At 47.5% G+C, this 15,278-nt stretch carries 14 protein-coding genes; all 14 read right to left on the bottom strand.

Features of this window, described 5'->3' with window-relative positions; genetic code table 11:
• Window positions 1-30 precede the first annotated feature (30 nt).
• Entirely contained in the window at window positions 31-1,062 is a 1,032-nt protein-coding gene (locus AC58QM_RS00160) for a 2-hydroxyacid dehydrogenase (protein WP_497280337.1), read from the bottom strand.
• Between the two features lie 182 nt (window positions 1,063-1,244).
• Window positions 1,245-2,006, bottom strand: coding sequence for a DeoR/GlpR family DNA-binding transcription regulator (locus tag AC58QM_RS00155; protein WP_497280335.1), 762 nt, complete (start codon window positions 2,004-2,006; stop codon window positions 1,245-1,247).
• A gap of 182 nt (window positions 2,007-2,188) precedes the next feature.
• Window positions 2,189-3,019, bottom strand: a complete 831-nt coding sequence (locus AC58QM_RS00150) for a glycerophosphodiester phosphodiesterase (protein ID WP_497280333.1) — start codon at window positions 3,017-3,019, stop codon at window positions 2,189-2,191.
• Between the two features lie 18 nt (window positions 3,020-3,037).
• Window positions 3,038-4,153: an alcohol dehydrogenase catalytic domain-containing protein gene (locus AC58QM_RS00145; protein ID WP_497280331.1), complete on the bottom strand. Its 1,116-nt coding sequence runs from the start codon at window positions 4,151-4,153 to the stop codon at window positions 3,038-3,040.
• Window positions 4,154-4,215: 62 nt separating this feature from the next.
• The gene (locus AC58QM_RS00140; protein ID WP_497280329.1) at window positions 4,216-4,983 is read right to left on the bottom strand and encodes an MgtC/SapB family protein; all 768 of its coding nucleotides are present in this window, start codon (window positions 4,981-4,983) and stop codon (window positions 4,216-4,218) included.
• A gap of 560 nt (window positions 4,984-5,543) precedes the next feature.
• Complete coding sequence (locus AC58QM_RS00135; RefSeq protein WP_497280328.1) at window positions 5,544-6,374, bottom strand: tetratricopeptide repeat protein; 831 nt, start codon at window positions 6,372-6,374, stop codon at window positions 5,544-5,546.
• 131 nt (window positions 6,375-6,505) lie between these two features.
• Window positions 6,506-7,687, bottom strand: coding sequence for an anhydro-N-acetylmuramic acid kinase (locus AC58QM_RS00130; RefSeq protein WP_497280326.1), 1,182 nt, complete (start codon window positions 7,685-7,687; stop codon window positions 6,506-6,508).
• Between the two features lie 25 nt (window positions 7,688-7,712).
• Window positions 7,713-8,783: a serine hydrolase domain-containing protein gene (locus AC58QM_RS00125; protein ID WP_497280324.1), complete on the bottom strand. Its 1,071-nt coding sequence runs from the start codon at window positions 8,781-8,783 to the stop codon at window positions 7,713-7,715.
• 36 nt (window positions 8,784-8,819) lie between these two features.
• On the bottom strand, window positions 8,820-10,484 hold the full coding sequence (nagZ, locus tag AC58QM_RS00120) for a beta-N-acetylhexosaminidase (RefSeq protein WP_497280322.1): 1,665 nt from the start codon (window positions 10,482-10,484) through the stop codon (window positions 8,820-8,822).
• A 30-nt stretch (window positions 10,485-10,514) separates the two neighbouring features.
• A complete protein-coding gene (locus tag AC58QM_RS00115) occupies window positions 10,515-11,426 on the bottom strand; it encodes an N-acetylglucosamine kinase (RefSeq protein ID WP_497280320.1) in 912 nt (303 codons plus the stop codon).
• 30 nt (window positions 11,427-11,456) lie between these two features.
• Window positions 11,457-12,596 carry an exo-beta-N-acetylmuramidase NamZ family protein gene (locus tag AC58QM_RS00110; protein WP_497280318.1) on the bottom strand — a complete coding sequence of 380 codons (1,140 nt, stop codon included), beginning with the start codon at window positions 12,594-12,596 and terminating at the stop codon, window positions 11,457-11,459.
• Between the two features lie 102 nt (window positions 12,597-12,698).
• Window positions 12,699-13,403, bottom strand: a complete 705-nt coding sequence (locus AC58QM_RS00105) for a PIG-L deacetylase family protein (protein WP_497280316.1) — start codon at window positions 13,401-13,403, stop codon at window positions 12,699-12,701.
• Window positions 13,403-14,371: a GNAT family N-acetyltransferase gene (locus AC58QM_RS00100; RefSeq protein WP_497280315.1), complete on the bottom strand. Its 969-nt coding sequence runs from the start codon at window positions 14,369-14,371 to the stop codon at window positions 13,403-13,405. Before AC58QM_RS00100 ends, AC58QM_RS00105 begins: the two co-directional genes overlap by 1 nt.
• 35 nt (window positions 14,372-14,406) lie before the next feature.
• A complete protein-coding gene (locus AC58QM_RS00095) occupies window positions 14,407-15,267 on the bottom strand; it encodes a carbohydrate ABC transporter permease (protein ID WP_497280313.1) in 861 nt (286 codons plus the stop codon).
• Window positions 15,268-15,278 lie beyond the last annotated feature (11 nt).

Here is a 15,278-nt window from a genome sequence, read left to right as displayed (position 1 = left end):
TTTTCCTCCTCTATACGGACCACAAGCATATTAGCCGCCAACTGCTTTGGCTGCATGTTCATGTTCGATCGGTTCAACCAGAATCGATTTGTTAACTAACTGGCGGATTCGTCGATTCCCCTGCCCGAACCATGCTTCAAGCGCTTCATTCATCATAACGATGCTATAGCCATCCACTTGATAGGAGGCGCCAGCAATATGCGGTGTCGCATACACATTGGGTAGTTCAATCAACGCATAATCCGATTCATCTGGCGGTTCGTGATAGAACACGTCCAGCACAGCTCCACCAATACGCTTGTCTTGCAAGGCCGCGAACAGAGCGTCTCGGTTCACGACAGCCGCGCGAGCGCTGTTGACCAGTATCGCATCAGGCTTCATCAGGCTGAGTAGCTGTTCGTCAATCATCCCGATCGTATCTGCCGTAACGGGAAGATGGATCGACACAATGTCACTAGTTGCAAACACGTCCTCTAAGGAACGAGCGGTATACGCTGGATTCGGTGATTCTTGCAAATAGGGATCATAATATTGAATCTCACAGGTAAAACCTCTCAATACTTCGGCAACTCGCTGCCCAACACCTCCGAAGCCTACCATGCCGATGGTTTTTCCGCGCAGCTCATGCCCTCGAAAATGAAGATAGGATTCATGCGCATCCGATTTCCATGCTTTCGACTTGAGCCAGTACTCTGCTTCACGCAATTTCCGCAAGAATACGATCAGCGAACCGGCTACCAACTCCGCTACAGCCTGTGCGTTACGAGCCGGCGTATTGAATACAGGAATTCCTTTGCGCGTTGCGCTTGCAACATCCACATTCGACGGCGTCCCTCTGCAGACACCGATAAACTTCAGATCAACAGCCTCAATGACGGAAGCATCCACGTAATCATGTTCGGTAATGAGGGCATCCGCATTCGTTTCCTGCAGCAATTCAATCAGCTCATTCGCGTGGAAGGCTCTGCCGTTTGATTTCCAAGGTCTGAAATGTACCTTTCCGAACTGCTCAACGACCTTTAATTGCTCCTCCGTATAAGGGGCTGTGACAAGAATGTTCATCTGCAATCATCCTTTCTTGCTATTCGGTTATTCGTATATATGGACATTTGCTCAAAAATAACTCATTTGCTTATTTGGATTGTAGCAGATAACCTTTGGCTGTACAATCATTTTTTCTAGTTCAGCTAAATAAAAAAAAGCACTCGCGAGGGCGCTCAATACAAACGATGCTACGCGCCGTCTTAAGCCAACATGACTTCGACGCCGCTATCGCGAAACTGATTTATGGCTTTGTCCGGAGCTCCCTCAGAAGTGATCAGCGTATGTACTGCACTTATCGGCGCAACGGTATGGAGCGACAAATTGCCGATCTTGCTCTCGTCCGCGACGACAATAATTCGCTCAGCTGCAGCAATCATGCCTTGCTTGGTCGGCACTAACTGTGCCTCCGGATGCATCAACCCATGCTTCGGATGGATGACCGGCGTGCCGAGGAACGCTTTCTGCACATGAAGCGACTTCAGGACATGATCAGTAAACATCCCGTTGAACATATAGCTAGACGGATACAGCTCCCCGCCTGTCATAATGACCTTGACTCCCGATGCTTCGCGCAGCTCCATAGCAATGTTCATGTCGTTGGTCACGACGGTAATATTCGAACGATGAACAAGATGCTTGGCAATATGAAGCGTCGTCGTGCCGGAATCAATTATTATGTGTTCCCCATCTTGAATCAGGCTTGCTGCGATCTTCCCGATCCGCATCTTTTGATCTAATTGCTGGACGGCCCGTTCATTAAAAGAAGGCTCATCCTGCGTCCACTGATCAAAGGTTACACCGCCATGTGTTCGCTTGAGCAGCCCCTTCTGTTCGATTTCCTCCAGATCTCGCCGAATTGTCGCGTCATGAACATTAAATGCTAATGCCAGCTCAGCAATTGTCGCGACACGATGTTGTTTGACGTAATCCACGATGCGATATTTTCGTTCTGCCGCTAACAACGGATGGTCCCTCCCCACAAATCCCTATATAATCTGCTCATTTAGCAGTAATTTGTGCGCAAATTTGTTTCTTTTAGATTAACGATGAATCATTATGCTGTCAAGATACACGGAACAAGCACAAACAAGGCCCTGCCCCTAGAGCGGTCCCTCTTTTTCCTTGTTTGTGAAACATTCATTCCCTATTCAAAATAACGTTGTAAAACCTCAACAAACCGTTTAGGCTCATCTACGGCATACCTGCGAATGCCCATATCTAACAATTCGAATACATCGCGATCAGCAAAATGGAATGGCAACACTTCCAATTCAAGCCCACGTTCCTCCAATTGCGCCAAAGTATCAGCGACATAGGACTGCGGTACGCGATATCTCCATTCTCCTTCCGTACCGGCTTCTTCATCAACTAAATGAAGCTGTATGATATCTAACGTAGACGAATCCCCCTCAAGCACCTCGGTGCAGGTATGCATCAGTGTTTCAGGTACGCGACCTGATATCCACAGCATCGTTCGCACTTCTGGCACTAGCCGCTTCATTGCAGAACAATTCCCATGGTCATTATGAGCAAAAATAAGTTGTCGCGCTACGCCATACTTGCCGATTAGTTCTGCGAGCAACTCTAGATCAACACTCTTATAATCCAAATATAACTCTCGCTCGGCATGTTCAGCTAATACTTTGAATATGTGTTCCAAGTCGGGAATACGCTCTCCCTGAAACTGCTCCCCAAATTTAATGCCCGCATCCCATGCACACAATTGTTCATAGGTCAGCGTCGAAACGAGCTTATCTTTATCGGCCGCCGGAGCATTTGTCGTTCTTTCCGGCGTAGCATCATGGAGTCCTACAATTGTCCCGTCCACCGTTTGGCGAATGTCCAACTCCGGTATACCGCCAAGCTCCCAGGCGTAGTTTACAGCCGCCAGCGTATTCTCAGGCATTTCTGAATTGGAATTTTGATGCGCCTGCCACTTCACACTCTTCCACCCGATCTTTTCACGTAACACCATTTCTCTACGCCTCCAACTCTAGCAAGATGGCTCCCATCTGAAATCCAGCAATACCTTCGTCCAACTGCGGTGCTCTTCTGCAAAAGCCATCGCTTCCGCAAAATCCTCATTCGACTTAATTTCGATAATGGCACTAGGCAAAAGCTTGCTTAACGTCGCCTGACATGTAGGATCTTTCATGGCATGAAGAACAGGGATAAAGTCTTCAATGGAACTGCGGGAACTTCCCTTCAATGTAAGGCCTTTTTCTAGCACATCCCTCGTATTTATAGGTACTCGTTCCTCTGTAACTCCCATTAAAATAAGATGCCCGCCAGGATTCAACACATCAATCGCCTGATTAATTGCACCCTCGGAAAATTTACCTCCTGTGCATTCTAACGCAATATCATAGGAAGTTCCCGATGAAAAGTCATATTCCTGCACAAGCTTTCGGTTAGGACAATCGAACTTTTCCAGTTTTTCAGGAACTGCACCAAACACCGTTATGCGATCTAGATCTACCTTATACACATGTTGAAGCATCGCCGCTGCTAAATACCCCACAGGACCATCGCCAAAAATAACAATATTCGCGTTCGTTAATCGATCAGCTACGTGGCTAAGCGCTTGATACGATACCGAACACAGCTCGGTCAACACCGCGATCTCATCTGGCACTTCTGCCGGAATCGGTATGGCACTTGCGGCCGGTACGACTAGCCTGCTTTGCGCGATACCGTCCATACCGCTCCCCAGGAAGCGACCATGCGTACAGTAATTATTTCCCTTATTGCCTCTGCAGGTTTCGCAGCATTGATCTTGATTCAGCCCTTTGATCAAGTATCCTTGTAGATTCGGAACAATGACAACGCGCTGACCTGGCTGCACTTGAGGATTTCTGCTCTGAATGATGGTGCCAATTCCTTCATGAATAAGTGCCATAGGCAACTTGCGCGCCAGCGCCTCGGCACGTCGTTGACCCGTGAAATAACGCAAATCCGCATGGCATACGCTCCCAATTTTCGGTTCAACAACAACCTCCCAGTCATGCACTTCGTGTTCTATAACAATATCCTGTACATCTCTAGGCTTTACAAGACGATAAGCGCGCGAAACTACGTTGGTATTCAAAGCTTGATGGGCATGGTTCATTGTGGATTCCTCTCCTGTCACATCTAGTTAACTTCATTAAACGCCAAGACATCCCAAGGTCTTCATCTAGGAAAAACAGAAGCTAATCGACTTTCATTCCTTTTTTTGAAAATGGGAAGACCATGCGGTTCAATCGCTTGCACATGAGGAATCCCGCAAATCATGTTTAACAAACTGCTTATGTGCTGCTCATCCTGCTGAGCTGATAACGAAATGCCAATTGCGATAAGCCCTGAGGCTTCCCCATCTTCATCGGACGCTCTATCCATTTGTATCTGTCGGATCGGGATGTTTAATTCAACCAAGCGCGCGATAACTTCGTTTATACAACCGGGATGATCAACCACTCTAACTGTCAATTCTTCATGTTTGCGCTTGCGATTCCAATATTTCTCCCAGTAATTCAATACAAATAAACAAAATAAAACAAGAATGACCGTGACAAGCGATACGTAATAAAAACCAGCGCCTACAGCTAATCCAATCGCGGCGACAACCCAGATCGACGCAGCCGTCGTCAAGCCGGATACCCTCGATCCTGTCCGCATAATAGCTCCTGCACCTAGGAAGCCGATACCGCTGATGACTTGTGCAGCCAATCTAGCCGGATCACCGCGCAGTGTGGGTTCATTGATAAAAAACTCGCTAAATCCATACATGGACAGCAGCATGATTGTTGTAGAACCAAGACAAACCAAAATATGCGTACGCAGCCCTGCCGCATGGTTGCTCCATTCTCGCTCCAATCCGATACATCCGCCCAAAACCAGCGATAATACCAGACGCAATGTGAGATCAAAATGCGAAATGTACCATATTTGATCAGCCAACTCCTCACCTCCTTACTCTTCATTTGGAGTACTCATATTTGTTCACTTACACTCATTTATATTAATGTTTTGCTCATTTATGTTTAATTCGATGATATGTCAATCTAGATTCAGCGTCAAGGTGTCAATTTTCAAGAAAAACACAAAAAAACTATTCATTGTCACGATGAATAGCCCAACCACACAAACTTCTTGATCTTGCCTTGTTCAGACGAATTTCCCCTGTTCGGAACGATCGGGTCGAGGGTACTCCTTCTCTCCCCGCATTAGTCCGAAATTACCGAATTATTTTCACTGTCGGCGACCATAATCCTTCATTAGTCCGACTTTGCCGAACTAAATCGCACAAAACGATTCCCTCCGGCGAAAAAAGTCCATTTAGTTGGGTAAAATCCAACTATTCATGTTTTATCTCACGAAATCTCCGATTCAGTTCGGAAATATCGGACTATCGCCACTCCCGACGTCTTGTCTATTGAGCCCCTCACGAGTAAAGTCGCGCACAAAAGCCGAAGAGTTCAACTCTTCGGCTACTTGTTGTTGTACACGTCTTCGATTTTCTAGTGTACAACCTCAACCTCATCTTTACCTAATTGGCTTGCAAAAAGCGCAATATCCTCCTTAGTCAAAGGAGTTACTAGAGCAAGTTCCTTCTCCTGCGCTATCGCCAACTGCTCGCGAGCATCCTGTGTGCGACCGAGTTTATGGAGTGTTTGTGCATAGAAATAATAGGACTCCGCATGCTTAGGCGTTTTCGCCATCACTTTCGTATACATCTCCTCCGCTTCCTCTAGACGCCCCAGCATATAGTAGTTCTGCGCTAAGTTATCCATAATGGTCAGATCACTGTCATTATAGGCATAAGCCTCAAGATTATAGGTAAGCGCTTCTTCTATGTTCCCAAGCAAGATTTGAAAATAACCATAATTCCCATAAACCAGCGTATTCTTAACCTCTTGTGCGAGCTCCTGCAAAATCTCGATAGCTTCATCCCTTTTATTCTGGAGCCAGTACACCGTTGCCACATTAAGCCTCGCTTGAATCCGAATATCCGTCGCTTTGGTTGATTGCAGGACCTCTTCGAACATTTGCTCAGCCTTAGTCAGATCACCTGTCTTCATTAACAAATAACCATAGCCAATCTGATGTTTCGGCAGAAAAGCTTTAGAGAGATAGGCTTTTTCCATCCAAATCAATGCTTGTTCACGATCACCTTTCATATAAGCCAAATTACCTCGTTGCGCATAAAATGCAGATCGATTCACATAAACAAAATAACCGAGGATGACTACGATAGCAGCTACCCCCACTAGCCAATTAACCCGGAACCCCATGACAATCACGATTAGCACAGCGATTAGTTTAAGAACACTTTTTAGGATAGGCGGCATGTCTACTATTCTCCTTTATAAACGCTAGTAAGTTGTAAACATTGTATCAAAAAAGTAGACACTTCTCCTACTCAAAAAAAAAAGACCGACATCCCACCTGCTAATCAGATGGTTTCGGTCTCTTGTAAATCCTATGGCAGTGCTAGTTTCCCCATGATTGTCGGTCGCTCCGCTCCTGTCGCCGCAGGGACATTGTTCGGTTCGCCTTGGATGAATGCATTGCCTAGCAGGGCAAACAACATCGCTTCCTTCGCATCGCAGGATATGCCGAGCTCGTCTGAGGTAAGAATGCTTTGGTTAGGGAGTAGCTCACCTAGCATGTTAAGTAATGTGCGATTATGTGCCCCGCCTCCGCTAATAATGACTTCCGCAATGTCACTCTGTGGAAAAATAAAGTTCTGATATCCGCGAGCGATACTATGTGCGGTAAAAGCTGTCGCTGTCGCTACGATATCCTCGTGCGGAAGCCCCCGCTCTAATGCAGATGCCAGCCATGCTGCGGCATACCCTTTTCCGAAAAGTTCGCGTCCTGTCGTTTTGGGTGGCGGTTCTTGGAAGTATGGATGGGCAAGCATACTCTCTAGCAGCTCCTTATCCACCTTGCCTTTCGCCGCCCAATCGCCATTGGCATCGTACGACATTCGTCCCTCGGACAACTCGTATACGACTTGATCCATAATCATGTTCCCTGGCCCTGTATCAAAAGCGCTGATCCCGCTGGCACCAGCTGGGATGGCTGTGCAATTCCCAATTCCGCCGATATTTTGAAGGATACGCCCTTTAGTTGCGTCTTTGAAAAGGAGGTAGTCACCGTAAGGTACAAGTGGCGCACCTTGTCCGCCAACCGCCATATCCGCTGTCCTGAAATCACCGACAACTGGTCTGCCTGTTTGTTTGGCAATGACGGACAGATCTCCAATTTGCAGTGTTGATTTGGGTAGAAAAGGATCCGTATCATCCGCAGTAGGGATATGCCAGATCGTCTGACCGTGGGAAGAGATAAGGTCAATATCCGCCAAGCTCATGTTAGCTGCAGCTACCGTATGGATGACAGCATCTGCGAAGCGCTTGCCGATGGCGAAGTTCATGCCGCACACTTGTGCAACATCGGAATGCTCGACTGTGCATAACAGCTTAAGCTTTTCTCTCATCTCATCTTCGAAAGGAAAGCTTTCAAAGTGAAGCAGCTTGATGCTCGTATCCGCGCCTCGCCCCTCTATATGGACAATGGCCACATCGATTCCATCCAGAGATGTACCCGACATGAGCCCTGCTATGGTTAGTGAAGTTTGATTCAGAAGTGTTCGAAGCAAAACAATTCATCTCCTTGGTTATAGGTTACTCGATTTCAGAAAGAATGAGATTGTGCAGCCTTGGCCGAATCTGCAAGATATGTTCTGTTCGTCCGAAATGAACCCGATTTGTGAGCAAAATGATTTGCAAGTCCCGCTTAGGATCGAACAAAAGACTAGTCCCTGTAAACCCCGTATGCCCGAATGATTGCTCGGAAACGTAGTCTCCCCCGAACCAGAAGCTATTCTGATGATTCAGCATCCAGCCGAGCCCTCGGTGCTCTTGGTTATAGGGAGTAAAGTTGCGTGTCATCAGCTCGATCGCTGCTCTCGACACTATGCGTTGCCCCTTAAAGACACCTTGCTGCCGTATCATTTTCACATAATTGGTTAGGTCGTGGGCCGTTGAGAATAACCCCGCGTGACCACTTACACCGCCCATTAGTTCCGCCTTTTCATCATGAACAATACCTGACTTGTAGGCTTGACGTTGTTCGGAATACTCGGTATTCGCATAACGCGTTTCATCGAAGATCGGACAAAAACCTGTTTCTAACATCTCCAGCGGTTCATAAAGTTCCCGTTTGAGATAGGTATCGAATGCTTCACCTGTCACGGATTCAACGATGAGGTAGAGCAATATCATCCCTATATCACTATACACAACTCTAGTCCCTGGGGGATGAAGTGGCCGTTCGTTTAAGATGACATCCACCAGCTCGTCCCGGGATAGATGCATCATCCCTCGAATACCCGGAATATCTGCCCTGAGCCCTGATGAATGTGTGAGCAGATGCACGATCCGGATTGGTTCTTCCTGAAGGGGCTGAAATTGAGGCAAGAAAAGCCCTATCGGATCAGCTAAGGATAGCTTACCTTGATCCATCAACTGAAGTACCGCTGGCAACGTGGCAACTACTTTGGTCAGTGAAGCCAAATCAAACACCGTGTTGCTTCTCATTGGCGCTGCTTCGGGATGAACAACGCGACTGCCGTAGGCCTGCTCGAGCACTTCCTTGCCTTTATGAATAACAGAGAGAACCGCACCGGGAATATGCCCGGCAGCTATTTCTTGTTCTATGAAGAAGCTTATCTTGGCGGTATCTACATTGGACACGATAACTGAGCTCCCTCCATTTGAATTCCCTCAATCTCAAACCAAACTTATTTTAGTCGAAAACGTGCGCGCGGAACTCTCTTGTGCGCCTTCCCATCTCCACCCAGCTGGATAGTCAGCACCAAGCGTAACAGGCAAACGGCCTTGCGGTGTCAATTTACCAAGCAGAGCCCGTGCTGCACTTTGCAGTGCCAACGGGCGACTTTCGTAAGCCGCGACAAACGTGGATACGTCCGGAAACTCCAGCAAATCATACGGCACGCGCAGTGCGACGACGACTAGCGGCTTGCCGAGCGCTTGCAGTTCGCGCACCAGCTCGACCTGTGAAGGATGGAATCGGGCGTTGTACGTCCCGATGACGATCTGCTCCGCAGCCGCCGCTTCTGCAAGCACATCTGCTCGGCGCTCGTTCACTTCCGCAAGCGGGAGCACGCGGTCGATCACGTCCAAGCCGTGCTCGGCCAGCGCGGCTCCCAAACTTGCGACGCCCGCGTACGCTTCGTCGACGCCGGATGAAACAGCTGCGGCCACGGTGATCGCCAGCGTCCGTACACGCCGCAGCGGAAGCAGCTTCTGCTCGTCCTTGACGAGCGTGATGCTTGCCTCGCTGAGTCGCTGTGCGACCGCACAGTGCGGCGCGGTTCCAACTTCTTGCGCAGCCGTTGCACGAGGCTGCTCTGCGATTACCCCGCGGCGCGCTTTCAGCGCAAGCAGGCGGTGGACTGAAGCGTCGATCTGAGCTTCAGCGATACGCCCTTCGTGCACCGCTTGCTCGATCGCCGCAATCGCGTCGACCTGAAGATCACGTCTGTGGCTGATCAACACGAGATCCGCCCCTGCTTCTACCGCCATCACAGCGGCGGCAACCGTACCGTAATGCACAGAAATCGCGTGCATCTCCATGCAATCGGTCATGATGACGCCGTCATAGCCGAGTTCTTCTCTAAGCAGACCAGTTAGCACAGTCTTGGACAGTGTAACTGGCAGCTTGTTTTGTTCTAAAGCTGGGAAATAAATATGTGAGGACATTATCGCATCGACACCGTTTTGTATGGCTTCTATGAACGGAACAAGCTCTACAGTCCGAATTCGCTCTTCACCATGCGTAATCGTCGGCAAATCTAGATGTGAGTCTACATTGGTGTCCCCATGACCTGGAAAATGCTTAGCCGTTGCTACAACGTTCGCTTCTTGGAAGCCTCGTACAGCCTGACTCCCATACTGAGCAACTAGCTGTGGCGACTCACCAAACGACCGCACGCCAATGACCGGATTATCTGGATTGTTGTTCACATCCAAGTCCGGTGCAAAGTTAAGATTGATTCCGAGCGAGCGCAGCTCTTTACCCGAAATAAGGGCTGCTTCATAAGCACCCTCTGGACCTGCATCCCCAGCAGCCAGTGCCATAGAACCCGGCATAAGGGCAACCCCTTCAGTAATACGGGCCACCATGCCGCCCTCTTGATCGATGGAAATCCATAGCGGCAGCGTACCATTACGCTCCGCAATTGCCTGTAGCCTGCCAGATAACTCAGCAACCTGCTTGGTATTCTCAACATTGCGGGCAAAATAAATAACACCGCCGATGCGTTGTTCCGCGATTAGTGCTTCCAACGATTCAGACACTTCTGTGCCTTCGAATCCGCAAAGAAGCATTTGTCCAATTTTCTCTTGCAGCGACATCTCATGAATTTCTCTCATAGTTGATTCCTTCTCTCGTCACTTTTATTCCTAGATACGGTTTAGTGCCATCAGCGCAGCACCGCTAGCTGCATCACTCTTAGGCGTAATACATGTCATAGCCGGATAACGTGCTTTGAGCAAATCCATAAACGCTGACTGAACAAAGCTGTTCTTCAATAATGCGCTCCCAGCCATAGCCAGACTGCCTTCCTGCATCGACAATTTTTCAACTAAAGGGACAACTAGTTCAAACAACGAATGGGCACTTTTCTCGACAATCTTCCATGCTGCTCCATCCCCAAGCTCGCAAGCTTCCGTTAAAATAGGCGCCAGTGCGGCGATATCCTTTTTATTCGTCTGTTTATCGTAAACAAATCTGATGATTTCCTGAACGGATGTCATGCCTAACTGCTCATACACCTTTTTCGCAATCACGGTCTCTGGCAAGCGGCCATCATGAGCCCTTACAACAGCAGACAGTAGATCTCTTCCGATACTGTAGCCGCTGCCTTCATCGTCGATGAGATAGCCGAAACCACCCGTGCGATGCGTTTCACCTAACTCGTTTTTGCCATAACAAATGGAGCCCGTGCCCGCAATCAGAATCATCCCAATTTCGCTTTGATGTGCGCCGCTAAGTGCCGTTTGTTGGTCACCGGTTATGAATAGACCCCCCTCGTAGCCACATGCTCGCACACTGGCTTCCAGACGAGTTATGACGGTCGGATTGCTGACGCCAGCTGCGCCAATACACACTTGAGCGCAATGCGAAAGATCACCACATACATCCGCAATTGTACGAAAGATCTCCTTAAGACTGGCCCCAACACTCGCCTCGTCCTGTCCATTATAATTAATGGCCCCCGATGTAAAGGTATGTACGACATGCCCCTTCTCATCAACGATCTTTACTGCGGTTTTCGTACCACCACCATCTAGACCCACTGCAAATTTCTTCATCTCAATCGTCACCCCGATGTCTTCTAGAATCTAGTACAGATGATATTGCTGCTTTCTCTGTGCAAATTCACGGCTCTCCTCACGAAATTGTTCCAACATAGCCGGAATATCAATCTGCGCCTCGCGATAGTGGCTGCCGCCCCCAAGCAAATCAATAAATGGTCTTGAACCCTCTTTAAAAGGCGGCAAAAATGAAAATTGCTCATAATTGTTCTTGATCGTGTACAACAACGTAACGCCTATATCAATTGGGCGAACTGCGCGATTGTCGAGGACATGAATTTGCACGCCTGCGCATTGTTCTCCCTGAAATTTGGAAAATGACGGTTTAAAATAAACAGGACGGAACACGACACCTGGCAATTTCTTTGCATTCATTTCATCGGCTAACTTGTATGCATCAATGAACGGAGCACCTATAATCTCAAACGGTGCTGTCGTTCCTCTACCTTCCGATAGATTCGTTCCTTCAATTATACAAGTGCCGGGATACAGTACTACGGTATCAAATCGAGGAATGCCTATCGAAGGCATAATCCACGGTCGTCCCGTATCGGAGAACAGCATGTTTCGCTCCCAACCTTCACAGCGAACGACATGCAGCTTGCCGTTTAACTGCTTTTCATCGTTCGCCATTATCGCAACCTCACCTGGCGTCAATCCGTACCGAACACTGAGGGGATAGTTGCCAACAAAGGATTCGAAGCCACTTTTGAGCACATTGCCTTCTACCGTTACGCCATCCAGCGGATTGATGCGGTCCAGAACGACAAATTCTTTGCCAGCTTGCGCACAGTCTTCCAAAGCATAAAGCATCGTATATATGAATGTATAATAGCGGGTTCCTACATCTTGAATATCGTAAACAATGATGTCGACTACATCCAGCATTTCTTGTGTCAAACGTTTGGAATCTTTCCGATACAAACTATAGACAGGAACACCTGTCATCGGGTCTACATACGTATCAACCAGCGCACCTGCGGCTAGATCGCCACGAACACCATGCTCCGGCGAAAATAAAGCCACCAAGTTGAACTTCTCATGAAAGATTTGTATCGTTGATACAAAATCCTTGTTTAATCCCGTAGGTGCTGTAATTAGCCCCACCCGTTTACCTTCGAACAAGTGAGCATACTTCTCTATACAATCGATACCATTTAAGATCATGTCTGCCTCCCCAAACTTGCCTTGATTTTAAAATGACTGCAACAAGCTTAAGCCTCGTTACAGTCATTTGGTATTTATTTCTATTAAGTTATCATTCAAGTTTTATAATTCCGATTGACGAATCCGCATAGTTTCTTCAGGAACCATGAACGTCTGTGCATATTCTTTTCTGGCTTCAAGACCACGTACACGCATCAGATGCTTGTAGTACTCCAAGTATTGGAACGATTTACTGCCTGTCACGAACCAATGAGTCGATACCGCCTTCACCCAGAGATCAAACGCCTCTTTCGGGAAATCGACATAAACGTAAGGAACGTAGTCAACGGCATCCTCCCAGTTCTCAGCGTAATACAATTTGGCTGCAAAGTGAGCTGGCTTCTCTCTCTCAAACGAGGCTAGCCCCGCGAAAAAGCGCGCATCATTCACAATACGGTGAGTCGTCATATGATCCTTATGCATACTATTTTTAAAATGCGTAATGATCACATTCGGCTTCACGTCGCGAATCACATCGCATACCCGATAGCGCATTTCTTCGTTATCCTGCAGTTCACCATCCGGAATGTCAAAAACGATGGATTCCCCACCTAACATCTCAGCAAACGTTTTAGCCTCATTCACTTTTTGAACACGATATTCCTTCATGTCTTGTCCAGCAGGAACGCCACGTTCCCCGGCAGTTAACGCTAAAGTAACAATTCGATCACCCTTCAGAGAGTGGTGGGCTAATACACCGCCTGCTGTTAATTCCGCATCTCCGACGTGACCTCCGATAGCTAGAATGGTCATTTTTGGCTCACTCATTAGGCTAACTCCCTTCTCATGACAGCAAATAGTTTCACAGTTTGAAAACCTGCTCGTTCATAAATCCGGATGGCTGGGTTCGACATACCTGTAAATAACGACATGTATTCGGTCCCTATTTCTTGAAACGCTTCGCATAGCTTGTAAAATAAAAGACTGCCTAAACCATGACCCTCATGCTCAGGAAGCACACCGATACCGGCAAAATAACCTCGCCCATTCGCTTGACGAATGACGGGTCCTGCGAAGCCTACCGTCTTGCCTTCATAGGCCGCGATGACAACGGGCACACCTTGCGATGTTGCACCACCGATTTCCTTTTGCCATAAAGGATTCCCAAAACCTTCAAGCATGTCTTCCACGCCAGTGTGCTTACCCGGGTCGAACCTCTCGATGGTGTACCCTTGGGCGCTCGCTTTTGCTTCTTTCACGTTGACTTCATCGGGCATCGCGAACTGTGCCAAATGCAGATACATCGCACATTGCTTCGCACGCTCCACATAGCCAATCTTCAGCAAAAACGCATACAACTTACTATCTACAGGCACACCTGGCGCATTGTTATGCTCGTGCTTCTCGGTATTTGGAATGTACCATGGAAGCAGCATTGGGTTGAAAAAGAGGATGTCTGCTTGCTTCTTACCTAGCTGTATAAAGCGATTCTCTAAAGCAATTAATAGCATTAAATAATTAGCATCGGTCTCAAAGCCTTTCGCTAACACGATGCACGTGATGTATCCGGCCACGTCCCCCAACGGTAAGTCATCACCTGTACATCCACAGGCAAAACCAACAACCACATTATTCGCGAGAAGAAGGAACGTGTTTTTCTTATCCCAGTACCGATTTCCTGCAAAAATCTGCTCAAAGCTCTGTTCTGTAAGCTCTTTATAGCCATCCGCCACCGCGGCTTCATTCCATAAGGCGATGACGGACTGACGATACGAATCGTCCCAAGTTATCAGCATGGCGCAAACAGCCTCCTTTTGACCAAAGCCTGAGTTTAGCCCTTCACCGCACCTACCGTTACACCTTCCAAGAAGTATCTTTGTAGGCTAAAGAATAGTACGAACATCGGCAATGCGGAGATTGTAGCTCCTGCCATCATTGGCGCGATCATGGTTGTATTTGCAAATCGGAAGCTCTTGAGACCGACTTGGATCGTTTGCATTTCCATAGAGTTAGTCACAAGCAACGGCCAGAAGAACGTATTCCAGCTTTCCATAAACGTCAGAATCGCCATAACAGCCATAACGGTTTTGGATAAAGGCAGAATGATTTTCCCATAAATCTGGAACTGATTGCAGCCTTCAATTTTTGCGCACTCCAAAATCTCGTTCGGGATGCTGCCCATAAATTGTTTAGCAAGGAAAATATTAAACACAGTAACTAAACTCGGTAAAATCAAGGCGCTGTACGTATTTTGCAATTCAAACACGTTGACCATCAAAATGTATAGCGGCACAAGCGTCACTTGAGTTGGAATCATCATGGAACCAAGCAGCAAAGCAAATAGGAAGCCTCTGCCTTTAAATTGAATTTTGGAGAAAGCGTAGCCCGCCATACTCGCAAAAAGAACGTTCGAAATCATTACCGTGACTGCAACAATAAGTGAGTTCAGCAGCCAACGAACGGAATTCTCGTTAAAGTCAAAAAAGTATTTGTAGGACTCAAGCGTAAACTTTTTAGGAATGATCGAATACTCGATCTCTCCAACCGCAACTGGATCACTAAGCGATGAAATGAACATGAAGTAAATCGGAAATATCGTCGCCGCAGCAAATAGAATAAGGGCGATAAAAATGATCGCATTTCGAATCTTTTTCACTTTGGGCTTGCCTGCGTGAGTGCTATACAATGCCATTTATTATCCTC

This window comes from Paenibacillus sp. J22P165 (assembly GCF_059692015.1).
Note: the sequence above shows the minus strand (reverse complement) of the source record. Positions and strands in the feature narration are given on the sequence as shown.

Coding starts and splice junctions, on each gene's coding strand:
- AC58QM_RS00160 (WP_497280337.1), bottom strand. CDS start 1,062: ATGAACATTCTTGTCACAGCCCCTTATACGGAGGAGCAATTAAAGGTC.
- AC58QM_RS00150 (WP_497280333.1), bottom strand. CDS start 3,019: ATGGTGTTACGTGAAAAGATCGGGTGGAAGAGTGTGAAGTGGCAGGCG.
- AC58QM_RS00145 (WP_497280331.1), bottom strand. CDS start 4,153: ATGAACCATGCCCATCAAGCTTTGAATACCAACGTAGTTTCGCGCGCT.
- AC58QM_RS00135 (WP_497280328.1), bottom strand. CDS start 6,374: ATGCCGCCTATCCTAAAAAGTGTTCTTAAACTAATCGCTGTGCTAATC.
- nagZ (WP_497280322.1), bottom strand. CDS start 10,484: ATGAGAGAAATTCATGAGATGTCGCTGCAAGAGAAAATTGGACAAATG.
- AC58QM_RS00115 (WP_497280320.1), bottom strand. CDS start 11,426: ATGAAGAAATTTGCAGTGGGTCTAGATGGTGGTGGTACGAAAACCGCA.
- AC58QM_RS00110 (WP_497280318.1), bottom strand. CDS start 12,596: ATGATCTTAAATGGTATCGATTGTATAGAGAAGTATGCTCACTTGTTC.
- AC58QM_RS00105 (WP_497280316.1), bottom strand. CDS start 13,403: ATGAGTGAGCCAAAAATGACCATTCTAGCTATCGGAGGTCACGTCGGA.
- AC58QM_RS00100 (WP_497280315.1), bottom strand. CDS start 14,371: ATGCTGATAACTTGGGACGATTCGTATCGTCAGTCCGTCATCGCCTTA.
- AC58QM_RS00095 (WP_497280313.1), bottom strand. CDS start 15,267: ATGGCATTGTATAGCACTCACGCAGGCAAGCCCAAAGTGAAAAAGATT.